General features: G+C 53.6%; 24 protein-coding genes. 21 read left to right on the forward strand and 3 right to left on the reverse strand.

All coding sequences use genetic code 11. The features are described 5' to 3' along the window. Window position 1 precedes the first annotated feature (1 nt). Entirely contained in the window at window positions 2-994 is a 993-nt protein-coding gene (asnA, locus tag WLO31_RS20935; RefSeq protein ID WP_435928424.1) for an aspartate--ammonia ligase, read from the reverse strand. A gap of 158 nt (window positions 995-1,152) precedes the next feature. On the opposite strand from asnA, the gene asnC reads away from it, so the two are divergent. The 15 genes from asnC (at window position 1,153) to glmS (ending at window position 16,420) form a co-directional block, all read left to right on the forward strand. Continuing rightward, window positions 1,153-1,611: a transcriptional regulator AsnC gene (asnC, locus tag WLO31_RS20940; RefSeq protein WP_435928425.1), complete on the forward strand. Its 459-nt coding sequence runs from the start codon at window positions 1,153-1,155 to the stop codon at window positions 1,609-1,611. Window positions 1,612-1,701: 90 nt separating this feature from the next. After that, entirely contained in the window at window positions 1,702-2,151 is a 450-nt protein-coding gene (mioC, locus tag WLO31_RS20945; protein WP_435928426.1) for an FMN-binding protein MioC, read from the forward strand. Between the two features lie 369 nt (window positions 2,152-2,520). Next, window positions 2,521-4,410 (forward strand): tRNA uridine-5-carboxymethylaminomethyl(34) synthesis enzyme MnmG, encoded by a 1,890-nt coding sequence (mnmG, locus tag WLO31_RS20950; protein ID WP_435928427.1) that lies wholly within the window; start codon window positions 2,521-2,523, stop codon window positions 4,408-4,410. A gap of 58 nt (window positions 4,411-4,468) precedes the next feature. After that, window positions 4,469-5,092: a 16S rRNA (guanine(527)-N(7))-methyltransferase RsmG gene (rsmG, locus tag WLO31_RS20955; protein ID WP_435928428.1), complete on the forward strand. Its 624-nt coding sequence runs from the start codon at window positions 4,469-4,471 to the stop codon at window positions 5,090-5,092. Window positions 5,093-5,710: 618 nt separating this feature from the next. Further along, a complete protein-coding gene (gene atpI / locus WLO31_RS20960) occupies window positions 5,711-6,091 on the forward strand; it encodes a F0F1 ATP synthase subunit I (RefSeq protein WP_435928429.1) in 381 nt (126 codons plus the stop codon). Between the two features lie 8 nt (window positions 6,092-6,099). Further along, a complete protein-coding gene (gene atpB, locus WLO31_RS20965; RefSeq protein WP_121263719.1) occupies window positions 6,100-6,918 on the forward strand; it encodes a F0F1 ATP synthase subunit A in 819 nt (272 codons plus the stop codon). A gap of 48 nt (window positions 6,919-6,966) precedes the next feature. After that, complete coding sequence (atpE, locus tag WLO31_RS20970) at window positions 6,967-7,206, forward strand: F0F1 ATP synthase subunit C (protein ID WP_000429386.1); 240 nt, start codon at window positions 6,967-6,969, stop codon at window positions 7,204-7,206. Between the two features lie 61 nt (window positions 7,207-7,267). Then, on the forward strand, window positions 7,268-7,738 hold the full coding sequence (gene atpF, locus WLO31_RS20975) for a F0F1 ATP synthase subunit B (protein WP_121263716.1): 471 nt from the start codon (window positions 7,268-7,270) through the stop codon (window positions 7,736-7,738). Between the two features lie 14 nt (window positions 7,739-7,752). Next, window positions 7,753-8,286 carry a F0F1 ATP synthase subunit delta gene (gene atpH, locus WLO31_RS20980; protein WP_435928430.1) on the forward strand — a complete coding sequence of 178 codons (534 nt, stop codon included), beginning with the start codon at window positions 7,753-7,755 and terminating at the stop codon, window positions 8,284-8,286. Window positions 8,287-8,298: 12 nt separating this feature from the next. Further along, window positions 8,299-9,840 (forward strand): F0F1 ATP synthase subunit alpha, encoded by a 1,542-nt coding sequence (gene atpA / locus WLO31_RS20985; RefSeq protein WP_167612917.1) that lies wholly within the window; start codon window positions 8,299-8,301, stop codon window positions 9,838-9,840. Window positions 9,841-9,890: 50 nt separating this feature from the next. Beyond that, entirely contained in the window at window positions 9,891-10,754 is an 864-nt protein-coding gene (gene atpG / locus WLO31_RS20990; protein WP_435928431.1) for a F0F1 ATP synthase subunit gamma, read from the forward strand. A 34-nt stretch (window positions 10,755-10,788) separates the two neighbouring features. Next, window positions 10,789-12,171: a F0F1 ATP synthase subunit beta gene (atpD, locus tag WLO31_RS20995; RefSeq protein ID WP_435928432.1), complete on the forward strand. Its 1,383-nt coding sequence runs from the start codon at window positions 10,789-10,791 to the stop codon at window positions 12,169-12,171. Window positions 12,172-12,191: 20 nt separating this feature from the next. After that, on the forward strand, window positions 12,192-12,611 hold the full coding sequence (locus WLO31_RS21000; RefSeq protein ID WP_435928433.1) for a F0F1 ATP synthase subunit epsilon: 420 nt from the start codon (window positions 12,192-12,194) through the stop codon (window positions 12,609-12,611). A gap of 368 nt (window positions 12,612-12,979) precedes the next feature. After that, window positions 12,980-14,350 carry a bifunctional UDP-N-acetylglucosamine diphosphorylase/glucosamine-1-phosphate N-acetyltransferase GlmU gene (glmU, locus tag WLO31_RS21005; RefSeq protein WP_435928435.1) on the forward strand — a complete coding sequence of 457 codons (1,371 nt, stop codon included), beginning with the start codon at window positions 12,980-12,982 and terminating at the stop codon, window positions 14,348-14,350. A 240-nt stretch (window positions 14,351-14,590) separates the two neighbouring features. Continuing rightward, complete coding sequence (gene glmS, locus WLO31_RS21010) at window positions 14,591-16,420, forward strand: glutamine--fructose-6-phosphate transaminase (isomerizing) (RefSeq protein WP_435928436.1); 1,830 nt, start codon at window positions 14,591-14,593, stop codon at window positions 16,418-16,420. A 40-nt stretch (window positions 16,421-16,460) separates the two neighbouring features. Here glmS and WLO31_RS21015 read toward each other — a convergent pair whose 3' ends face one another. Next, complete coding sequence (locus WLO31_RS21015; RefSeq protein ID WP_435928437.1) at window positions 16,461-16,856, reverse strand: hypothetical protein; 396 nt, start codon at window positions 16,854-16,856, stop codon at window positions 16,461-16,463. A 196-nt stretch (window positions 16,857-17,052) separates the two neighbouring features. Here WLO31_RS21015 and pstS point away from each other — a divergent pair, with 196 nt between their 5' ends. The 5 genes from pstS to phoU all read left to right on the forward strand — a co-directional run bounded on the left by pstS (window position 17,053) and on the right by phoU (window position 21,631). Beyond that, window positions 17,053-18,093, forward strand: coding sequence for a phosphate ABC transporter substrate-binding protein PstS (gene pstS / locus WLO31_RS21020; RefSeq protein WP_435928438.1), 1,041 nt, complete (start codon window positions 17,053-17,055; stop codon window positions 18,091-18,093). A gap of 128 nt (window positions 18,094-18,221) precedes the next feature. Beyond that, window positions 18,222-19,184 carry a phosphate ABC transporter permease PstC gene (gene pstC, locus WLO31_RS21025; protein ID WP_435928439.1) on the forward strand — a complete coding sequence of 321 codons (963 nt, stop codon included), beginning with the start codon at window positions 18,222-18,224 and terminating at the stop codon, window positions 19,182-19,184. Continuing rightward, window positions 19,181-20,071 carry a phosphate ABC transporter permease PstA gene (gene pstA, locus WLO31_RS21030; protein WP_435928440.1) on the forward strand — a complete coding sequence of 297 codons (891 nt, stop codon included), beginning with the start codon at window positions 19,181-19,183 and terminating at the stop codon, window positions 20,069-20,071. The genes pstC and pstA overlap by 4 nt, the downstream gene beginning before the upstream one ends. Before the next feature lie 47 nt (window positions 20,072-20,118). Continuing rightward, the gene (gene pstB, locus WLO31_RS21035) at window positions 20,119-20,892 is read left to right on the forward strand and encodes a phosphate ABC transporter ATP-binding protein PstB (RefSeq protein WP_121267545.1); all 774 of its coding nucleotides are present in this window, start codon (window positions 20,119-20,121) and stop codon (window positions 20,890-20,892) included. Between the two features lie 13 nt (window positions 20,893-20,905). Next, a complete protein-coding gene (gene phoU / locus WLO31_RS21040; RefSeq protein ID WP_435928441.1) occupies window positions 20,906-21,631 on the forward strand; it encodes a phosphate signaling complex protein PhoU in 726 nt (241 codons plus the stop codon). A gap of 85 nt (window positions 21,632-21,716) precedes the next feature. Here phoU and yieH read toward each other — a convergent pair whose 3' ends face one another. Then, window positions 21,717-22,382, reverse strand: coding sequence for a 6-phosphogluconate phosphatase (gene yieH, locus WLO31_RS21045; RefSeq protein WP_435928442.1), 666 nt, complete (start codon window positions 22,380-22,382; stop codon window positions 21,717-21,719). A gap of 180 nt (window positions 22,383-22,562) precedes the next feature. On the opposite strand from yieH, the gene WLO31_RS21050 reads away from it, so the two are divergent. Continuing rightward, the gene (locus WLO31_RS21050; RefSeq protein ID WP_435928443.1) at window positions 22,563-23,894 is read left to right on the forward strand and encodes an NCS2 family permease; all 1,332 of its coding nucleotides are present in this window, start codon (window positions 22,563-22,565) and stop codon (window positions 23,892-23,894) included. Window positions 23,895-23,946: the final 52 nt, after the last annotated feature.

Genomic DNA, 23,946 nt, shown 5'->3' on the forward strand with positions numbered 1-23,946 from the left:
CTTACAGCAGAGCGTCGACCTTAGCCTGAACCTCAGCAGGCCATACGCCGCACTGAACCTGGCCGATGTGCGGCTGTTGCAGCAGCAGCATGGTCAGACGTGACTGCCCAATCCCGCCGCCGATAGTCTGCGGCATTTCACCCTGCAATAAAGACTGATGCCACTCAAGCTGCAGACGATCTTCATCACCGGTTGTCGCCAGCTGACGTTTCAGCGCTTCTGCATCCACGCGGATCCCCATGGAAGAAAGCTCAAACGCGTCTTCCAGCACCGGGTTCCACACCAGAATATCGCCGTTCAGGCCAGAGAAACCGCCTTCGCTGCGGGTTGACCAGTCATCATAATCCGGAGCGCGAACGTCATGGCGTTTACCGTCGGCCAGCTTGCCGCCGATACCAATCAGGAACACGGCGCCCAGCTCTTTGGCGATAGCGCGTTCGCGCCCTTTTGCATCCAGCTCCGGGAAGCGCTGCTGCAGCTCTTCGCTGTGAACAAAGTGAATTTGCTCCGGCAGGAACGGCGTGAGGCCATACTGTTCGCTGACCGCGGCTTCCGTCGCTTTCATCGCCGCCCAGATGCTTTCTACGGTTTGTTTCAGCGTGCCCAGATGGCGTTCGCCGTCACCCATCACACGTTCCCAGTCCCACTGATCCACATAGACGGAGTGGATTGGAGTCAGGCGATCTTCGTCGGGGCGCAGGGCTTTCATGTGCGTGTAAAGCCCTTCGCCCGCGCTGAAGTCATGCTGGCCGAGCGTTTTTCTTTTCCATTTGGCCAGCGAATGCACCACTTCAAACTGCGCCTCAGGCAAGGTTTTCACCTTCACCTGTACCGCTTTCTCACAGCCGGACAGGTTATCCTGTGTACCATCCCCTACGCGGCTGAGAATCGGTGCCTGAACTTCAATCAGACCCAATTTTTCTTCAAGCTGGCGGGAGAAATGGGATTTCACAAAACTAATCTGACGTTGTTTAGCGATCCAGGCGGTTTTCATGGCTCTTCTCTTTCGTTGTGTTGTTTCAATAGCGATGATTAAGCAACAGAATGCACCTAACTTTCAATAATCAATAATAAAAAAGCCCTTCCTCTTTTTAATCGGCTAATTTAAGGCTATAAAAATTAGCTAATCGTGATTAATCATAGGAAAAAGTGATGGATAATTATCAAATCGACAATCTGGATCGCGGCATCCTTGACGCATTGATGGCCAATGCGCGTACGGCCTATGCCGAACTGGCCAAACAATTTGGCGTAAGCCCCGGCACCATTCACGTCCGCGTTGAGAAGATGAAGCAGGCAGGAATTATCACCGGCGCGCGTATTGATATCAGCCCTAAGCAGCTGGGTTACGACGTTTGCTGCTTTATCGGTATTATTTTAAAGAGTGCGAAAGACTACCCCTCCGCGCTGGCAAAACTGGAAAGCCTCGAAGAGGTGACCGAGGCTTACTACACCACCGGCCACTACAGCATCTTTATTAAGGTGATGTGCCGCTCCATAGATGCGCTGCAGCAGGTACTTATCAACAAGATCCAAACAATCGATGAAATTCAGTCCACCGAGACTTTGATCTCCCTGCAGAACCCCATTATGCGGACGATCAGGCCATAAGGGGTAAATATAATACCCATATTATCCACAGGTAGATCGCAGGCCTTACACAGCGTACAATACGCCACGACTTATAAAGGCGGGATCGCAATGGCAGACATTACTCTGATTAGTGGCAGCACGCTTGGCAGCGCCGAATATGTGGCTGAACATCTGGCCGGAAAGCTTGATGAGGCTGGTTTCTCTACCGAAACGCTGCACGGGCCGCTGCTTGAAGATCTGCAGACCAGCGGAGTCTGGCTCATTGTCTCCTCTACGCATGGCGCAGGCGATCTGCCGGATAACCTGCAACCGCTTTATGATGCAATAAAGGAAGAGAACCCGGATCTGAGCAACCTTCGCTATGGCGCAGTGGGTATCGGCAGCCGGGAATACGATACTTTTTGCGGCGCGATTGAAAAAATCGATGCCCTGCTTAGCGATTGCGGAGCAAAACGAGTGGGCTCTTTACTGAAAGTGAACATCCTCGATCATGACATTCCTGAAGATCCTGCCGAAGTTTGGGTCGGATCCTGGAAAAATTTACTCCAGGATTTGTAAAGATCGAACTTTCTTCTGTGTATAACTATGCTTAAAAGCTCGTAATAAGCGGTAGTTATCCAAAGAACAACCGCTGTTCACTTTTTGAGTTGTGCATAACTATCGTTTTTGATCCCAGCTTATACGGTGTGGGATCACCGATCATTCACAGCAAACGATCTATCCCAATCTCTTGATCTCTTTAGCTTAAAAACGGTTATCCACAGCACATGCCGATCCTAATAAGAGATCATAATAAAGAGATCTTTAAATAAAAAAGATCTTCTTTTAATTAGTGAGGATCCCAGGACTTTCTCCATCGACTAAAGTTGAGTAGAATCGCCAACCCGGGAATCAGTCACCCTCCCGTTTAACCACGAGGCAGTTACCATGTTTTATCCAGATCCTTTTGACGTCATCATCATTGGCGGGGGTCACGCAGGCACCGAGGCCGCGATGGCCGCGGCCCGAATGGGTCAACAGACCCTTCTTCTGACACACAATATCGACACGCTGGGACAGATGTCCTGCAACCCGGCGATCGGCGGTATTGGCAAGGGACATCTGGTTAAGGAAGTGGACGCGCTGGGCGGTTTGATGGCGAAAGCGATCGATCATGCCGGTATTCAGTTTAGGATACTAAACGCCAGCAAAGGCCCGGCGGTGCGGGCTACCCGTGCTCAGGCAGACCGCGTGCTATACCGACAGGCCGTGCGCACAGCCCTGGAGAATCAGCCCAACCTGATGATCTTCCAGCAGGCGGTAGAAGATCTGATTGTGGAAAACGATCGTGTTGTCGGCGCGGTGACCCAAATGGGGCTGAAGTTCCGTGCGAAAGCCGTTGTGCTGACCGTAGGGACTTTCCTGGATGGCAAAATTCATATCGGGCTGGATAATTACAGCGGCGGCCGGGCCGGCGATCCGCCGTCTATTCCGCTCTCACGTCGTCTTCGTGAACTGCCGCTGCGCGTCAGCCGCCTGAAAACAGGCACGCCTCCGCGTATTGACGCCCGTACTATCGATTTCAGCGTGCTTGCGCAGCAGAACGGCGATAACCCGATGCCGGTGTTCTCGTTCATGGGAAATGTGAACCAGCATCCCGCGCAGGTGCCGTGCTACATCACCTACACCAACGAAAAAACCCACGACGTTATTCGTAATAACCTCGATCGCAGCCCGATGTACGCAGGCGTTATCGAAGGGATTGGTCCCCGTTACTGCCCGTCTATCGAAGATAAAGTGATGCGTTTCGCCGATCGCAATCAGCATCAAATCTTCCTTGAGCCGGAAGGCCTGACCAGCAACGAAATTTATCCAAACGGCATCTCCACCAGCCTGCCGTTTGACGTGCAGATGCAGATCGTCCGTTCCATGCAGGGCATGGAAAATGCGAAGATCGTACGTCCGGGCTACGCCATTGAGTACGACTTCTTCGATCCACGCGATCTGAACCCCACGCTGGAAAGTAAATATATTCAGGGTCTGTTCTTTGCAGGCCAGATTAACGGCACGACAGGTTACGAAGAAGCAGCCGCACAGGGCCTGCTGGCAGGTCTGAACGCAGGACGCTACTCGGCCGAGAAAGAGGGCTGGGCGCCGCGTCGCGATCAGGCCTACCTTGGCGTGCTGGTAGACGATCTTTGCACCCTCGGCACCAAAGAGCCGTACCGCATGTTTACCTCGCGTGCTGAATATCGCCTGATGCTGCGTGAAGATAACGCCGACCTGCGCTTAACCGCCGCCGGCCGTGAAATGGGCCTGGTGGACGACGAGCGCTGGGCGCGCTTCAACGAAAAACTGGAAAACATCGAGCGTGAGCGCCAGCGTCTGAAAGACATCTGGCTGCATCCGCACTCTGAGCAGGTGGAAGAAGTCAACGCGAAGCTGAGTGCGCCGCTGTCGCGTGAAGCTAACGGCGAAGATCTGCTGCGTCGTCCGGAAATGACCTATGCCGATATGATGCAGCTTTCGGCCTTTGCGCCAGGGCTTGAAGATCGCCAGTCTGCCGAACAGGTAGAGATTCAGGTTAAGTACGAAGGCTACATCGCGCGCCAGCAGGATGAAATCGACAAGCAGCAGCGTAATGAGAACACCGTGCTGCCGGCTACGCTGGATTATCGCCAGGTAAGCGGGCTCTCTAACGAGGTGATCGCTAAACTCAACGACCATAAACCTGTTTCTATCGGGCAGGCATCGCGCATTTCAGGGATTACGCCTGCGGCGATATCGATTTTGCTGGTCTGGCTAAAAAAACAAGGGCTGCTGCGCCGCAGCGCCTGAAAATAGTCGATACGGGCCAGGATTTCCTGGCCCCTTTTTTTGATGGATTGTGAAGATCGTGCTTAATAAATTGTCTCGTCTGCTGGATAACGCAGGCATTACGCTTCCGGAAAATCAGAAGCAACAGCTGGTGGGTTACGTTGAGCTGCTCCACAAATGGAACAAAGCCTATAACCTGACCTCGGTACGCGATCCTGAAGAAATGCTGGTTCGGCATATTCTCGACAGCATCGTTGTTGAACCACATTTGCAGGGAACGCGTTTTATTGATGTGGGCACGGGGCCTGGCCTGCCGGGCATTCCGCTGGCTATCGTCCGTCCGGACGCTCATTTCACCCTGCTCGATAGCTTAGGCAAGCGCGTGCGCTTCCTGCGCCAGGTTCAGCATGAGCTGCAGCTTGAGAACGTCACGCCGGTTCAAAGCCGCGTGGAGACATTCCCTGCCGAACCCGGGTTTGACGGCGTTATTAGCCGTGCGTTCGCTTCCCTGACGGATATGGTGAGCTGGTGCCATCATCTACCGGCGGAACATGGTTGCTTCTATGCGCTTAAAGGGCTGCGCCCGGATGATGAGATTGCAGCGCTGCCGGAGGCGTTCAGCATCAAAGAGATTGTTCGTCTGCAGGTGCCTGCGCTTGATGGCGAGCGCCATCTGGTGATTATTAAGCCAAACAGAACTTAATATTTATCAAAAAAAGTAGGAAAAAGGGTGTTGCATCAGGGTTAAATATACGGCGGTTTTTTGCTGGCACAGTTAGTTACATTTAACTGAATTGCAACAAAAAATCTTCTAATTTTTAACTGCCGCCGCATTGTTAACGGTGAGAATAGTCAACCACGAAAATATAAACCTGCTAAAAATCCATAAGTAGAATGAAATATAAAGATGTTAAACGTTTAACAAAAATGTCAATGAATGGTTTTTACGGTGTTGCGCTTTGTTTTCAAAAGAGTGCGTCGTAATCAGCTTATTTATCAGTCATCTGCGGTTAGCACTTTAAGAGACAGACAAACGTATGGCGGATATGAGATGTCTAATATGTGATCCGGGGCACGCTTTGTTGGGCGGCAAAACGGCTTATTTGCACTTTTTCAGAAAATACCCGGGTTTGGTGAAAAGTTGAAAAATAAGCCTGCAGAAAATTAATTAAACATTTGTTCACCTTTTTGCTACTTATTGTTTGAAATCACGGGGCCGCACCGTATAATTTGCTCGCTTTTTGAGGCTTGACTCTGAGCCGCAAAGACAGTTTTATACGACACGCGACATACCCCTAAAGGAGCAGGAGTAAGAAACGTAATGTCAGTGTCGCTCTTGAGTTGGAACGTGGCCCGTAAGCTTCTGTTCATCCAGCTTCTGGCAGTAATGGCAATCGGACTGCTGTTTTGCCTCAAAGACCCCTCCTGGGGCGCTTCTGCGGTTAGCGGAGGTCTGGCAGCCTGGCTGCCTAACGTATTGTTTATGATTTTTGCCTGGCGTCATCAGGCGCATACACCTGCTAAAGGCCGTGTGGCCTGGACATTCGCCATCGGTGAAGTGCTAAAGGTGGTTGCGGGTTTTATCATTCTGGTGGTGGCGCTGGCAGGCTTTAAGGCGGTGGTTTTACCGCTGATAGTGACGTGGGTTTCGGTGCTGGTTGTGCAGATACTCGCACCAGCTGTAATTAACAACAAAGGGTAAGAGGCATCATGTCTGCAGGAGAAATCTCTACACCGCAGGAGTATATAGGCCACCACCTGAACAACCTTCAGTTGGACCTGCGTACTTTCTCGCTGGTGGATCCGCATAACCCCCCGGCCACCTTCTGGACGCTCAATATTGACTCCATGTTCTTCTCAGTGGTTCTGGGTCTCTTGTTCCTGGTTATCTTCCGCAAGGTTGCTAAAACCGCTACCAGCGGCGTTCCGGGTAAATTCCAGACGGCAATTGAGCTGATTATCGGCTTTGTGCATGGCAGCGTGAAAGACATGTACCATGGCAAAAGCAAGGTTATCGCTCCGCTGGCCCTGACGATTTTCGTCTGGGTATTCCTGATGAACCTGATGGACCTGCTGCCAATCGATCTGCTGCCGTACATCGGCGAGCACGTCTTTGGCCTGCCAGCCCTGCGTGTGGTGCCGTCTGCGGACGTGAACATTACCCTGTCCATGGCGCTTGGCGTATTCATCCTTATTCTATTCTACAGCATCAAAATGAAAGGCATAGGCGGCTTCACGAAAGAGCTGACGCTGCAGCCGTTCAATCACTGGGCATTTATTCCTGTCAACTTAATCCTTGAAGGGGTAAGCCTGCTGTCCAAGCCTGTATCACTGGGTCTGCGACTGTTCGGCAACATGTATGCCGGTGAGCTGATTTTCATTCTGATTGCTGGTCTGTTGCCGTGGTGGTCACAGTGGATCCTGAATGTGCCATGGGCCATTTTCCACATCCTGATCATTACGCTGCAAGCCTTCATCTTCATGGTTCTGACGATTGTCTATCTGTCGATGGCGTCCGAAGAGCATTGATTTTACTTACCACTACTGCGTTTTAACTGAAACAAACTGGAGACTGTCATGGAAAACCTGAATATGGATCTGCTGTACATGGCTGCCGCTGTGATGATGGGTCTGGCGGCAATCGGTGCTGCGATCGGTATCGGCATCCTCGGAGGAAAATTCCTGGAAGGCGCTGCGCGTCAACCCGATCTGATTCCTCTGCTGCGTACTCAGTTCTTTATCGTTATGGGTCTGGTCGATGCAATCCCGATGATCGCTGTTGGTCTGGGTCTGTACGTGATGTTCGCCGTCGCGTAGTGAGCGTTGCTTAAGATACCAAGCAATATCAGAACGTTAACTAACAAAGAGGCATTGTGCTGTGAATCTTAACGCAACAATCCTCGGCCAGGCCATCGCGTTTGTCCTGTTTGTTCTGTTCTGCATGAAGTATGTATGGCCGCCGTTAATGGCTGCCATTGAGAAACGTCAAAAAGAAATTGCTGACGGCCTCGCTTCCGCAGAACGTGCACATAAGGACCTTGACCTTGCAAAGGCCAGCGCGACCGACCAGCTGAAAAAAGCCAAAGCAGAAGCTCAGGTGATTATTGAACAGGCGAACAAACGCCGTGCTCAAATCGTTGAAGAAGCTAAAACCGAGGCAGAGCAGGAACGCAACAAAATCGTCGCACAGGCTCAGGCAGAAATCGACGCGGAGCGTAAACGCGCTCGCGAAGAATTACGCAAGCAAGTTGCTCTGCTGGCTATCGCCGGTGCCGAGAAGATCATTGAACGTTCCGTAGATGAAGCTGCTAACAGCGACATCGTTGATAAACTGGTCGCTGAACTGTAAGGAGGGAGGGGCTGATGTCTGAATTTGTTACTGTAGCTCGCCCCTACGCCAAAGCAGCTTTTGACTTTGCCGTCGAACACCAGAGCGTCGATAACTGGCAGCATATGCTGGCTTTCGCCGCCGAGGTGTCTAAAAACGAAGAAATGGCAGAGCTACTCTCCGGAGCCCTGGCTCCGGAAACGCTCTCTGAGTCGTTTATTACTATCTGTGGTGACCAGCTCGACGCCAACGGCCAGAACCTGATCCGGGTGATGGCTGAAAACGGGCGTCTGAAGGTTCTTCCTGATGTTCTTGAGCAATTCGTGCAACTGCGTGCAGCCCGGGAGGCCACGGTTGAAGTCGAAGTGACTTCCGCCAGCGCACTGAGTGAAGCACAGCTCTCGAAAATCAGCGCCGCGATGGAAAAACGTCTGTCACGCAAAGTGAAGCTGAATTGCAAAATTGACAAGTCTGTAATGGCAGGTGTCATCATCCGTGCGGGTGATATGGTCATTGATGGCAGCGTACGCGGCCGTCTCGATCGCCTGACAGACGTCTTGCAGTCTTAAGGGGACTGGAGCATGCAACTGAATTCCACCGAAATCAGCGAACTGATCAAGCAGCGCATTGCTCAGTTCAATGTAGTGAGCGAAGCTCACAACGAAGGTACTATTGTTTCCGTAAGTGACGGTATCATCCGCGTACACGGCCTGGCCGATGTGATGCAGGGTGAGATGATCTCCCTGCCGGGTAACCGTTACGCCATTGCACTGAACCTCGAGCGCGACTCCGTAGGTGCGGTAGTAATGGGGCCGTACGCTGACCTTGCCGAAGGCATGAAGGTTAAGTGTACCGGCCGTATTCTTGAAGTTCCTGTCGGTCGTGGCCTGCTGGGCCGCGTGGTGAACACCCTGGGTGCGCCAATCGACGGTAAAGGTCCGCTTGAGCATGACGGCTTCTCGGCCGTTGAAGCGATTGCACCGGGCGTAATCGAGCGTCAGTCCGTAGACCAGCCGGTTCAGACCGGCTATAAGTCTGTTGATGCCATGATTCCAATCGGCCGTGGTCAGCGTGAGCTGGTCATCGGCGACCGTCAGACCGGTAAAACCGCGCTGGCGATCGATGCCATCATCAACCAGCGTGATTCCGGCATCAAATGTATCTATGTTGCCATCGGCCAGAAAGCGTCCACCATTTCTAACGTGGTGCGTAAACTGGAAGAGCACGGCGCACTGGAAAACACCATCGTTGTTGTTGCGACGGCATCAGAATCTGCTGCGCTGCAATACCTGGCGCCGTACTCCGGTTGCGCAATGGGTGAATACTTCCGTGACCGCGGTGAAGATGCGCTGATCGTTTATGACGATCTGTCTAAACAGGCCGTTGCTTATCGTCAGATTTCCCTGCTGCTTCGTCGTCCGCCAGGTCGTGAAGCTTATCCGGGCGACGTTTTCTATCTCCACTCCCGTCTGCTGGAACGTGCTGCGCGTGTTAACGCCGAATACGTTGAAGCATTCACTAAGGGTGAAGTGAAAGGCAAAACCGGCTCTCTGACCGCGCTTCCGATCATCGAAACGCAGGCAGGCGACGTTTCCGCGTTCGTTCCGACCAACGTAATTTCCATTACCGATGGTCAGATCTTCCTGGAATCCAACCTGTTTAACGCCGGTATTCGTCCTGCGGTTAACCCGGGTATTTCCGTATCCCGTGTTGGTGGTGCTGCTCAGACCAAGATCATGAAAAAACTGTCCGGTGGTATCCGTACCGCGCTGGCACAGTACCGTGAACTTGCTGCGTTCTCTCAGTTTGCATCCGACCTTGACGATGCGACCCGTAAGCAGCTGAGCCACGGTCAGAAAGTGACCGAACTGCTGAAACAGAAACAGTATGCGCCGATGTCCGTTGCGCACCAGTCTCTGGTTCTGTTTGCTGCTGAACGCGGTTACCTCGAAGATGTGGAACTGGCTAAAATCGGTAGCTTCGAAGCCGCGCTGATGGCTTACGTTGACCGTGACCATGCTCCGCTGATGCAGGAAATCAACCAATCTGGTGGCTATAACGATGAAATCGAAGGCAAGCTGAAAGGCATCCTCGATTCCTTCAAAGCAACTCAGTCCTGGTAAAGTCTGGCGGCTTGTCTTAGGGCAAGCCGCAAGGCATTGAGGAGAAGCTCATGGCCGGCGCAAAAGAGATACGTAGTAAGATCGCAAGCGTCCAGAACACGCAGAAGATCACCAAAGCAATGGAGATGGTCGCCGCGTCCAAAATGCGTAAATCGCAGGAACGTATGGCAGCCAGCCGTCCTTACGCAAACACCATGCGTAAAGTGATTGGCCACCTTGCTCTGGGTAATCTTGAATACAAACACCCCTACCTGGATGAACGCGAAGTTAAACGCGTGGGCTACCTGGTGGTGTCCACTGACCGTGGTCTGTGCGGTGGCTTGAACATTAACCTGTTCAAAAAGCTGCTGGCTGACATGAAAGGATGGTCCGATAAAGGCGTTCAGAGCGAAATCGCGATGATCGGCTCTAAAGGCGTCTCTTTCTTCAACTCCGTGGGCGGCAATGTTGTTGCTCAGGTGACCGGTATGGGCGATAACCCTTCCCTGTCCGAGTTGATTGGCCCGGTGAAAGTGATGTTGCAGGCCTACGATGAAGGCCGTCTGGACAAGCTGTATGTTGTCAGCAACAAATTTATAAACACTATGTCTCAGGTTCCGACAATCACCCAGCTGCTGCCGTTACCGCCAGCAGAAGACGGCGAATTGAAAACGAAATCCTGGGATTATCTGTATGAACCTGATCCTAAAGCGCTGCTGGATACCCTGCTGCGCCGTTACGTGGAATCTCAGGTTTATCAGGGCGTCGTAGAAAACCTGGCCAGCGAGCAGGCCGCACGAATGGTGGCGATGAAAGCCGCTACCGACAATGGCGGCAGCCTGATTAAAGAGCTGCAGTTGGTATACAACAAAGCTCGTCAGGCCAGCATTACTCAGGAACTCACCGAAATCGTCGGTGGCGCATCCGCGGTATAACCAGGTTTACGAATTACGTAGAGGATTCAACAAGATGGCTACTGGAAAGATTATCCAGGTAATCGGCGCCGTGGTGGACGTCGAGTTCCCTCAGGATGCCGTACCAAAAGTGTACGACGCCCTCGAGGTTACAAACGGTAATGACCGTCTGGTGCTGGAAGTTCAGCAACAGCTCGGTGGTGGCGTGGTGCGTACCATCGCCATGGGTTCTTCGGATGGCCTGCGTCGCGGTCTGGTCGTAACCAACCTCGATCACCCAATCGAAGTACCGGTAGGTAAAGCAACGCTGGGCCGTATCATGAACGTATTGGGCGAACCAATCGACATGAAAGGCGAGATTGGTGAAGAAGAGCGTTGGGCTATTCACCGCGCAGCGCCAAGCTACGAAGAGCTGGCAAGTTCCCAGGATCTGCTGGAAACCGGCATCAAAGTTATCGACCTGATGTGTCCGTTCGCTAAGGGCGGTAAAGTCGGTCTGTTCGGCGGTGCGGGCGTAGGTAAAACTGTAAACATGATGGAGCTGATCCGTAACATCGCGATCGAGCACTCCGGCTACTCCGTGTTTGCAGGCGTGGGCGAGCGTACTCGTGAGGGTAACGACTTCTACCACGAAATGACCGACTCCAACGTTATCGACAAAGTATCCCTGGTCTACGGCCAGATGAACGAGCCACCGGGTAACCGTCTGCGTGTTGCGCTGACCGGTCTGACCATGGCGGAGAAATTCCGTGATGAAGGCCGTGACGTGCTGCTGTTCGTCGATAACATCTACCGTTATACCCTGGCCGGTACCGAAGTATCCGCGCTGCTGGGTCGTATGCCTTCAGCGGTAGGCTATCAGCCTACGCTTGCAGAAGAGATGGGCGTTTTGCAGGAGCGTATTACCTCCACCAAAACCGGCTCCATCACTTCCGTACAAGCGGTATACGTACCTGCGGATGACCTGACTGACCCATCTCCAGCCACCACCTTTGCGCACTTAGATGCAACCGTGGTACTGAGCCGTCAGATCGCTTCTCTGGGTATCTACCCGGCAGTTGACCCGCTGGATTCCACCAGCCGTCAGTTGGATCCGCTGGTTGTGGGTCAGGAGCACTACGACACCGCGCGTGGCGTGCAGTCTATTCTGCAACGCTACCAGGAGCTGAAAGACATCATCGCCATCCTCGGTATGGATGAACTTTCTGAAGAAGATAAACTGGTTGTAGCACGCGCGCGTAAGATCCAGCGCTTCCTGTCTCAGCCGTTCTTCGTTGCAGAAGTCTTTACCGGTTCTCCAGGCAAATATGTGTCGCTCAAAGACACCATCCGTGGCTTTAAAGGCATCATGGACGGTGAATACGACCATCTGCCAGAGCAGGCGTTCTACATGGTTGGCTCTATCGACGAAGCCGTTGAGAAAGCTAAAAAACTTTAACGCCTTAATCGGAGGGTGATATGGCAATGACTTACCACCTGGACGTCGTCAGCGCGGAGCAACAGATGTTCTCCGGTCTGGTCGAAAAGATCCAGGTAACGGGCATCGAAGGTGAACTGGGTATTTACCCGGGTCACGCCCCGCTGCTCACCGCCATTAAGCCTGGTATGATCCGCATCGTGAAACAGCACGGACAAGAAGAGTATATCTACCTGTCCGGTGGTGTGTTGGAAGTGCAGCCTGGCACGGTTACCGTGCTGGCTGATACCGCAATTCGCGGCCAGGATCTCGACGAGTCGCGAGCCCTGGAAGCGAAACGTAAAGCGGAAGAGCACATTCACAGCTCCCACGGTGATGTGGACTACGCTCAGGCTTCTGCTGAACTGGCGAAAGCGATCGCGAAACTGCGCGTTATCGAGTTAACCAGAAAAGCGATGTAACTACCTGCTTGAAAAGACCAATGCCAGCCGGAATCTCTGACTGGCATTTTTTTCGCCCGCATTATTTTTCGCGCAATAAATAACCTGTTTTGAACGCCCCATTGCCGTATTTGCCTCCCTGGCATTGCTCTTTTCTGCGCACAGGCTTTATTCCCGCTTAAAAAGAAGCCGCAATCCAGGAAGATGGCTTAATATCAGCCGAATGGATGTACATATTTGGCCTCAATCCACTTAAACTTAAGCGCTGAGCATGGGAAAAAGCCGTCTGGCCGGGTGAATTTCCGCCAGTGTGTTTTTAGATGCAAAATATGTAGAAATTTCAACGAGAAATCGTTTTACTTCTCTCACAATTTAAAGTCAGGACGCGTATGTCAAACAGTGCGATGAGCGTGGTAATCCTTGCCGCCGGCAAAGGAACCCGCATGTATTCCGATCTCCCGAAGGTGCTGCATACCCTTGCCGGGAAGCCAATGGTGCAGCATGTCATTGATGCGGCTAATAATTTGGGCGCTCAGCGCGTGCATCTGGTGTACGGCCACGGCGGCGATCTGCTTAAACAAACGCTTAGCGATGGCTCGCTGAACTGGGTTCTGCAGGCAGAGCAGCTGGGCACAGGCCACGCTATGCAGCAGGCGGCCCCGTTCTTTGCGGATGATGAAGACATTCTGATGCTGTACGGCGACGTGCCGCTGATCTCCGTTGCAACGCTTACGCGTCTGCGCGAGGCTAAACCGCAGGGCGGCATTGGCCTGCTGACCGTAAAACTCGATGATCCTACCGGTTATGGCCGTATCGCCCGTGAAAATGGCACCGTCGTCGGAATTGTGGAACACAAAGACGCCACCGACGAACAGCGCAAAATCAACGAAATCAACACCGGTATTCTGATCGCCAGTGGCGCCGATCTGAAGCGCTGGCTTGGCAAACTGGATAACAATAACGCTCAGGGCGAATTCTATATCACCGATATCATCGCTCTGGCGCATCAGGAAGGCCGCGAAATCACAGCGGTACATCCGGAAAGGCTGAGTGAAGTGGAAGGCGTGAACAACCGCCTGCAGCTCTCACGGCTTGAGCGCGTCTATCAGACCGAACAGGCAGACAAATTATTGCTGGCGGGTGTTATGCTGCGCGATCCGCAGCGTTTCGACCTGCGAGGCGTGCTTAACCACGGGCGCGATGTAGAAATCGATACTAATGTGATTATCGAAGGCAACGTCACGTTAGGTCATCGCGTCAAAATCGGCGCCGGCTGCGTGCTTAAAAACTGTGTCATTGGCGACGACAGCGAAATCAGTCCTTATTCCGTCGTGGAAGATTCCCGGCTTGCGGCCGCCTGTACTATCGGTCCCTTCGCGCGTCTGCGTCCGGGCGCTGAGCTGGCGGAAGGCGCGCACGTCGGCAACTTCGTCGAAATGAAAAAAGCGCGTCTGGGTAAAGGCTCGAAAGCGGGTCACCTGAGCTACCTGGGCGATGCCGAAATTGGCGACAACGTGAATATCGGCGCGGGCACTATCACCTGTAACTATGACGGCGTAAACAAACATAAAACCATTATCGGCGATAACGTCTTTGTCGGCTCCGATACGCAGCTGGTGGCCCCGGTCACCGTTGCGAACGGCGTCACCATTGGTGCGGGCACTACCGTAACGCGTAACGTTGCAGAAAATGAGTTAGTCATAAGCCGCGTAAAACAGACCCATATTCAGGGCTGGCAGCGTCCGGTGAAGAAGAAGTAATTGCGCTATGGCGGGTGGCGCTTTGCTTACCCACCTACAAAACCAGCGCAGGTCGGGTAAGCGCAGCGCCACCCGGCTGCCCGGATAAAAAATTTGGCGAGGGGAAACCATAATTCCTCCGCCCATGGCAGTACCAAAACTATAACCCCACTCTCTACAAGGCTCGGGGCCCCGGATAACCGGGAAATACAGGTCAGCGACAACACATGGCGAAAACGCCATTATCAGGAATTAACTACTATGTGTGGAATTGTTGGCGCGGTCGCGCAACGTGATATTGCTGAGATCCTTCTCGAAGGATTACGTCGTCTGGAATACCGTGGCTATGACTCTGCGGGTCTGGCAGTCGTAGACGAACAGGGTCATGCGACCCGCCTGCGTCGTCTGGGGAAAGTCCAGAAACTGGCTGAAGCTGCGCAAGATTCTGCGCTGCACGGCGGCACAGGTATTGCCCACACTCGTTGGGCAACGCACGGCGAACCTTCTGAAGTTAACGCACACCCGCATGTGTCCGATCATATCGTGGTTGTTCACAACGGCATTATCGAAAACCATGAACCGCTGCGTGAAGCATTGCAGGCGCGCGGCTACCGTTTTGCTTCGCAGACCGATACCGAAGTGATCGCTCACTTAGTGCACTGGGAGCTGGAACAGGGCGGCACGCTGCGTGAAGCCGTATTGCGCGCTATTCCACAACTGCGCGGCGCATACGGTACCGTGATCATGGACACGCGTAACCCTGGCGTGCTGCTGGCCGCGCGTTCCGGCAGTCCGATGGTTATCGGTCTGGGCATGGGTGAAAACTTCATCGCTTCCGATCAGCTTGCGCTGCTGCCGGTAACCCGTCGCTTTATCTTCCTGGAAGAAGGCGATATCGCTGAAGTGACCCGTCGCTCCGTCACCGTGTTCGACACCCTGGGTGAACAGGTTCAGCGTCCGGACATCGAATCTAATCTGCAGTATGACGCGGGCGACAAAGGCGTCTATCGTCACTACATGCAAAAAGAGATCTACGAGCAGCCAAACGCCATCAAAAACACGCTGGCCGGGCGCATCAGCCATGGCGAAGTGGATTTGACCGAGCTTGGCCCAAAAGCCAACGAAATGCTGTCGCAGGTTGAGCACATTCAGATTGTAGCGTGCGGTACCTCCTATAACTCCGGCATGGTTTCCCGCTACTGGTTCGAAGCGTTAGCCGGCGTGCCTTGCGATGTGGAAATCGCCTCTGAATTCCGTTACCGCAAATCAGCGGTGCGTCGTAACAGCCTGATGATTACCCTTTCTCAGTCAGGCGAAACGGCGGACACCCTGGCGGCGCTGCGTCTTTCCAAAGAGCTGGGTTATCTGGGGTCGCTTGCGATTTGTAACGTGCCGGGTTCTTCCCTGGTACGCGAATCCGATCTGGCGCTGATGACCAACGCCGGCACAGAAATCGGCGTGGCTTCCACCAAAGCCTTTACCACTCAGCTGACCGTTCTGCTGATGCTGGTGGCTAAGCTGAGCCGCCTGAAAGGCGCGGATGCGCAGATTGAGCATGATATCGTGCACGGCCTGCAGGCGCTGCCAAGCCGCATCGAGCAGATGCTTTCTCAGGACAAGCGCATCGAAGCGCTGGCGGAAGATTTCTCCGACAAACATCATGCGCTGTTCCTGGGCCGTGGCGATCAGTATCCGATCGCGATGGAAGGCGCGCTGAAGCTCAAAGAGATCTCTTATATTCACGCGGAAGCTTATGCGGCAGGCGAGCTGAAACACGGCCCGCTGGCGCTGATTGATGCGGATATGCCGGTTATCGTCGTGGCGCCAAACAACGAACTGCTGGAAAAACTGAAATCCAACATCGAAGAAGTTCGCGCCCGCGGCGGCCAGCTGTACGTCTTCGCCGATCGGGATGCTGGCTTTACCAGCAGCGATAACATGCACATTATCGAAATGCCACATGTAGAAGAAGTTATTGCGCCAATCTTCTACACCGTGCCGTTGCAGCTGCTGTCTTACCACGTGGCGCTGATTAAAGGCACCGATGTGGATCAGCCGCGTAACCTCGCAAAATCGGTTACGGTTGAGTAACAATGTGTCACCCCGCTACCGGGTAGCGGGGTGTTTTCTGTTACTTAATTTTGCTCGATAAGTCTTTAATCTGGCTTGAGAGACTGTCGTTACTGCGCTTCATCTCATCAATGCTGCTTTGCAGCCGATCGATTTTGCTCGCCTGCTCCGAATTCTTGCTTTCGAGCTGTGAAACCTTGTTTGTTAAATCGCTTAATTTACGGTCGTTGTCGTTATTAACTGACTCCAGCTTGTTTACGCTTTTTAGAGCATCTGAAAGTGAGCTAGCGGTGATAGTGGTTCCTTCTATCGAATCCCTTTCAGTAAACACGGCGATATTACCGTTCCCGTTGTAATTACTGAATGTATCTGTAGTGACCGGAATCGTTGCTGCAAAGCTCATTGAAGAAAAAGCCGCCAGACAAGCTGTGAATAAAATCGGCAGATATTTTTTCATTTCTCATTCCATTCTTGAGTGTGGGTAACGAGATATTTGTACTAATAAACAGTGGATTAAGTGTGGAGGTGATGAAAAGTTTCGTCTGTCACAAAACTGTCATATTACGTACATTTAACTGTCACCAAACTGTCCTATTTTTTACCCTGCAACGAGTTAACAACGAATTACGTTTATCACCTCTGCAGGAGACATTATGAAAGTTATGCGTACCACCGTCGCAACTGTTGTCGCCGCGACCTTATCCCTGAGCGCTTTCGGCGTGAATGCTGCCGCAAGCCTGACCGGTGCCGGTGCAACCTTCCCCGCGCCGGTGTATGCCAAATGGGCAGATACCTACCAAAAATCGACTGGTAATAAAGTAAACTATCAGGGTATCGGCTCCTCCGGTGGCGTTAAACAGATTATTGCTAACACCGTGGATTTCGGCGCGTCTGACGCCCCTCTGGCGGATGACAAGCTGGCTCAGGAAGGCCTGTTCCAGTTCCCGACCGTTATCGGCGGCGTGGTTCTGGCCGTTAACCTGCCGGGCGTGAAATCCGGTGAGCTGGTGCTCGACGGTAAAACCCTGGGCGACATCTACCTGGGCAAAATCAAAAAATGGGATGACGAAGCTATCGCTAAGCTCAACCCCGGCATGAAGCTGCCGCAGCAGAATATCGCGGTTGTGCGTCGTGCTGACGGTTCCGGTACTTCCTTCGTCTTCACCAGCTATCTGGCGAAAGTGAACGAAGAGTGGAAATCTAAAATCGGCGCAGGCTCAACCGTTAACTGGCCAACCGGCCTGGGCGGCAAGGGCAACGACGGTATCGCGGCATTTGTTCAGCGTCTGCCTGGCTCAATTGGTTATGTCGAGTACGCCTACGCTAAGCAAAATAACCTTGCTTACACCAAACTGGTTTCTGCCGACGGCAAACCGGTAGCGCCTTCTGAAGAAAACTTTGCGAACGCGGCTAAAGGCGCAGACTGGAGCAAATCCTTCGCCCAGGATCTGACGAACCAGAAAGGCGATGAGGCATGGCCAATCACCTCTACCACTTTCATTCTGGTGCACAAAGAGCAGAAAAATCCTGAGCAGGGCGCTGAAGTGCTGAAGTTCTTCGACTGGGCGTACAAAGAGGGCGCAAAACAGGCTAACGACCTGGATTACGCCTCCCTGCCGGATACCGTGGTTGAACAGGTGCGCGCGGCATGGAAGACCAATGTGAAAGACAGCTCCGGTAAGGCGCTGTACTAATAGTAAATTTTTGACGAAGATGGCGGATGGCGCTGTTGCTAATCCGCCCTACAGAACTACTGTAGGCCCGGTAAGCTTAGCGCTACCGGGCATTTCGTAAAAAACGCATTTAACTAAAAGAGTAATTTATGGCGGTAAGTAAGCCGACGTTCAAAGCCCCTGGCAAGCAAGGCGATATCATTTTCAGCGCGCTGGTAAGACTGGCTGCGCTGATTGTGCTGTTTCTGCTGGGCGGCATTATCATCTCCCTGATCATCTCTTCCTGGCCGAGCATCCAGAAGTTTGGCTTCTCGTTCCTGTGGACGAAAGAGTGGGATGCCCCTAACGACATCTATGGTGCGCTGGTGCCGATTTACGGCACGCTGGTCACCTCGTTCATTGCGCTGCTGATTGCCGTGCCGGTGAGTTTTGGCATCGCGCTGTTCTTAACGGAGCTGGCGCCGGGCTGGTTGAAGCGCCCGTTAGGCATCGCCATTGAGCTGCTGGCGGCTATTCCTAGTATCGTTTACGGCATGTGGGGCCTGTTTATCTTCGCTCCGCTGTTTGCCACTTACTTTCAGGAGCCGGTGGGCAACGTACTTTCTTCTGTACCCATTGTCGGCGCGCTGTTTTCCGGGCCCGCTTTCGGTATCGGCATTCTCGCCGCAGGCGTGATTCTGGCCATCATGATCATTCCTTACATCGCCTCCGTGATGCGCGATGTCTTCGAACAAACCCCGGTGATGATGAAAGAGTCGGCCTACGGCATCGGCTGCACCACCTGGGAAGTTATCTGGCGCATTGTCCTGCCGTTCACCAAAAATGGGGTGATTGGCGGCGTGATGCTCGGTCTTGGCCGCGCGCTGGGCGAAACCATGGCGGTGACCTTTATCATCGGCAACACCTACCAGCTCGACAACGCTTCGCTCTATATGCCGGGCAACAGCATCACCTCCGCGCTGGCGAATGAGTTTGCCGAAGCGGAATCCGGCCTGCATACCGCCGCGCTGATGGAGCTTGGCCTGATCCTGTTTGTTATCACCTTTATTGTTCTGGCGATCTCTAAGCTCATGATTATGCGCCTGGCGAAGAACGAGGGGACACGTTCATGACCACGATGGAAATGCAGTCTGATGCCCGGCTGGCAGAATCGCGCCGTAAGATGCAGGCGCGTCGCCGCATGAAAAACCGCATCGCCCTGACGCTCTCCATGGGCACCATGGCGTTCGGCCTGTTCTGGCTGGTGTGGATCCTGTTCTCAACCGTTACCCGCGGCATCGACGGCATGTCCCTTGCGCTGTTCACCGAAATGACGCCGCCGCCGAATACGGCCGGCGGAGGGCTGGCAAACGCCCTGGCGGGCAGCGGCCTGTTAATTCTGTGGGCGACCGTTTTCGGTACGCCGCTTGGCATTATGGCCGGGATTTATCTGGCGGAGTACGGCCGTAAATCCTGGCTGGCGGAGGTCATTCGCTTTATCAACGATATCCTGCTTTCCGCGCCGTCGATTGTGGTTGGCCTGTTCGTTTACACCGTGGTGGTGGCGAAAATGCAGCACTTCTCCGGCTGGGCCGGAGTGATTGCGCTGGCGCTGCTGCAAATCCCCATCGTGATTCGCACCACTGAAAACATGATGAAACTGGTGCCGGACAGCCTGCGGGAAGCGGCCTATGCGCTGGGCACGCCGAAGTGGAAAATGATCTCGGCCATTACGCTCAAAGCTTCAGTTTCCGGGATTATCACCGGGGTATTGTTGGCGATTGCGCGTATCGCGGGTGAAACCGCCCCGCTGCTGTTTACCTCGCTGTCGAACCAGTTCTGGAGCACGGACATGATGCAGCCGCTGGCTAACCTGCCGGTGACGATTTTCAAATTTGCCATGAGCCCGTTTGCCGAATGGCAACAGCTGGCCTGGGCCGGGGTATTGATTATTACCCTGTGCGTTCTGCTGCTGAACATTCTGGCGCGTGTGATTTTCTCGAAGAGTAAACACGGTTAAATTTTACGGCGCGGCACAGGCGGCGCCGGATGGAGATAAAGAAACAGATGAGTATGGTTGATACTGCCCCGGGCAAAATTCAGGTTCGCGATTTGAACTTCTTCTACGGGAAGTTCCATGCCCTGAAAAACATCAATCTGGATATCGCGAAGAACCAGGTTACCGCGTTTATCGGGCCGTCGGGCTGCGGCAAGTCCACCCTGCTGCGCACCTTTAACAAAATGTATTCGCTCTACCCGGAGCAGCGCGCCGAAGGCGAAATCCTGCTGGACGGGGAGAACATCCTCACCCACAGCCAGGACATCGCGCTGCTGCGCGCCAAAGTGGGCATGGTGTTCCAGAAGCCAACGCCGTTCCCGATGTCGATTTACGACAACATAGCCTTTGGCGTGCGCCTGTTTGAAAAGCTGTCGCGCAGCGACATGGACGAGCGAGTGCAGTGGGCGTTGACCAAAGCCGCATTGTGGAATGAAACCAAAGATAAACTGCACCAGAGCGGATACAGCCTCTCCGGCGGTCAGCAGCAGCGTCTGTGCATCGCGCGTGGCATCGCCATCCGCCCGGACGTGCTGCTGCTTGATGAACCCTGTTCAGCCCTCGATCCGATCTCTACCGGGCGCATTGAAGAGCTGATCACCGAGCTGAAACAGGATTACACCGTGGTGATCGTAACCCACAACATGCAGCAGGCGGCGCGTTGCTCTGACCATACGGCGTTTATGTACTTAGGCGAGCTGATTGAATTCAGCGAAACCGACACGCTGTTTACCACCCCTGCTAAAAAGCAGACCGAAGACTACATTACTGGCCGCTACGGTTGATTTGGAGAACAAGATGGATAGCCTCAATCTCAACAAACATATCTCAGGCCAGTTTAACGCTGAGCTGGAACACATTCGTACTCAGGTGATGACCATGGGCGGGCTGGTGGAACAGCAGCTCTCCGACGCCATCACGGCGATGCACAACCAGGACAGCGAGCTGGCGAAACGTGTCATCGAAGGCGACCAGAAGGTCAACATGATGGAAGTGGCCATTGACGAAGCCTGCGTGCGCATCATCGCCAAACGGCAGCCAACCGCCAGCGACCTGCGCCTGGTGATGGCGATCATCAAGACCATTTCCGAGCTGGAGCGCATCGGCGACGTGGCGGATAAAATCTGCCGGACGGCGCTTGAAAAATTCTCCCAGCAGCATCAGCCGCTGCTGGTAAGCCTGGAATCGCTGGGTCGCCATACGGTGCAAATGCTGCACGACGTGCTGGATGCGTTTGCGCGTATGGATCTGGATGAAGCCGTGCGCATTTACCGCGAAGATAAAAAAGTCGACCAGGAATATGAAGGCATCGTGCGCCAGCTGATGACTTATATGATGGAAGATTCGCGCACTATTCCAAGCGTGCTGACCGCGCTGTTCTGCGCGCGCTCCATCGAGCGAATCGGCGATCGCTGCCAGAATATCTGCGAATTTATCTTCTACTTCGTGAAGGGGCAGGATTTCCGTCACGTGGGCGGCGACGAGCTGGATAAGCTGCTGGCGGGCAAAGATCCGAAAGAGTGATGTTTCTGGCGGGTGGCGCGATGCTTTCCCGCCCTACAACTTCAGTCCCGCAGGCCGGATAAGCGTTAGCGCCATCCGGCATTTTTTAACTCGTGATATCCCAGCCACGCTCGCGCCACAGTGCCGGCAGCTGCGCCAGATCTGTAAAGGTCGTCACTTTTGGGTGATCGATCGGCAGGTTATGCGGATCGGCGCAAAAATAGAAAACTTCCATTCCCGCCGCGATGCCTGACCGCGCGCCCGCCATCGAATCATCCACCAGCATGCAGTTTTTCACATCAACCTGCATTTGATCGGCCGCGTGGAACATTAACGCCGGGTCCGGCTTCCAGCACTGAATATCGTAGCCGCTGTAAAGTTTGTCCGGGAAATGGTTGAGCATGCCGGTTTTACCCAGCGAATGCTGCATTTTGCTGACCGGCCCGTTGGAAACAATACACATCGGGACTTTTATTCGTTCGATCAGCGCCGCTGCGCCCGGGATCTCCTGCAGCTCGCTGTCGAAGAGCCTTGCGACCTCGGCGCGATAAACCGGCTCAAGCTCGGCTCTGGACAGGGCCACGCCATACTGCTGGCTTATGGTATCGATAATTTCGTAAAGCTTAATGCCCTTGAAGGTCTTATGAACCTCTTCAAGCGCAAGCTCGATGCCGTATTGCGCAAACATATGTACGTAGGCTCTGGAGCAAATTACTTCGCTGTCGACCAGCGTGCCATCGCAGTCGAAGAACACCGCATCTATCCGGGACATGCCGCTTCCTTTTCTAAAAGTGAAACACCATCTTACCCAATTTGCGCAATAAATGCGGTACGCAATCGTTGCCGTATAAACAACTTGAATGAAAAAAAGTCCATTTCGACCATCAACATTCCGGGATTTTGGTATAGGATAACGACGGATTTTTCCCTCTCATGTTCGGAAACAAAACTAATGAGCCAACCACAATCTACTCCGGCTGCAAATCCGGGGCTGCTTGAGCGCGTGTTTAAACTGCGCGAGCACGGCACCACGGCACGCACCGAAGCGATCGCCGGTCTCACCACCTTCCTGACGATGGTATATATCGTCTTCGTCAACCCGCAGATCCTTGGCGCTGCTGGTATGGATACCCAGGCCGTCTTCGTCACCACCTGCTTAATTGCCGCATTGGGGAGCATCCTGATGGGGATTTTCGCCAACCTGCCGGTTGCGCTCGCACCGGCTATGGGGCTGAACGCCTTCTTCGCTTTTGTGGTCGTTGGCGCGATGGGCCTCTCCTGGCAGGTAGGTATGGGCGCTATCTTCTGGGGCGCCGTCGGCCTGCTGCTGCTGACCATTTTCCGCGTGCGCTACTGGATGATTGCCAATATTCCCGTAAGCCTGCGCGTGGGCATCACCAGCGGTATCGGCCTGTTTATCGGCATGATGGGCCTGAAGAACGCCGGCATCATCGTGGCGAACAAAGACACTCTGGTGAGCATCGGCAACCTGACTTCGCACAGCGTGCTGCTGGGCGCGCTGGGCTTCTTTATCATCGCGATTCTGGCGTCCCGTAATATTCATGCCGCCGTGCTGGTCTCCATCATTGTAACCACGCTGCTGGGCTGGATGCTGGGCGATGTGCAGTACAGCGGCATTATTTCAACGCCGCCGAGCGTAATGTCCGTTGTGGGTCAGGTAGATTTAGCCGGTTCGCTGAATATCGGCCTGGCGGGCGTGATCTTCTCTTTCATGCTGGTAAACCTGTTCGACTCTTCCGGTACGCTGATTGGCGTGACGGACAAAGCCGGGCTGACGGATGAAAAAGGCAAGTTCCCGCGCATGAAGCAGGCGCTGTACGTTGACAGCATCTCTTCCGTGGCGGGCTCTTTTATCGGCACCTCTTCCGTTACCGCCTATATCGAAAGCTCTTCCGGCGTCTCTGTAGGCGGCCGTACCGGCCTGACGGCGGTTATCGTTGGCCTGCTGTTCCTGCTGGTCATCTTCCTGTCGCCGCTGGCCGGGATGGTGCCTGCCTATGCCGCCGCGGGCGCGCTGATTTACGTGGGCGTGCTGATGACGTCCAGCCTGTCGCGGGTGAAGTGGGACGATCTGACCGAAGCGGTTCCCGCATTTATTACCGCCGTCATGATGCCGTTCAGCTTCTCCATCACCGAGGGTATCGCGCTTGGCTTTATCTCATATCTGGTAATGAAGCTTGGCACAGGCCGCTGGCGTGAGCTTAGTCCATGCGTAGTTGTTGTGGCGCTGCTGTTTATTGTGAAAATTGCGTTTATCGACTGATTCATTTCGTAGGGTGGATAAGCGCATGCGCCATCCACCGTTTCGCCTAAGG

Source organism: Dryocola sharpae (assembly GCF_051307055.1).
Lineage (GTDB): Bacteria > Pseudomonadota > Gammaproteobacteria > Enterobacterales > Enterobacteriaceae > Dryocola.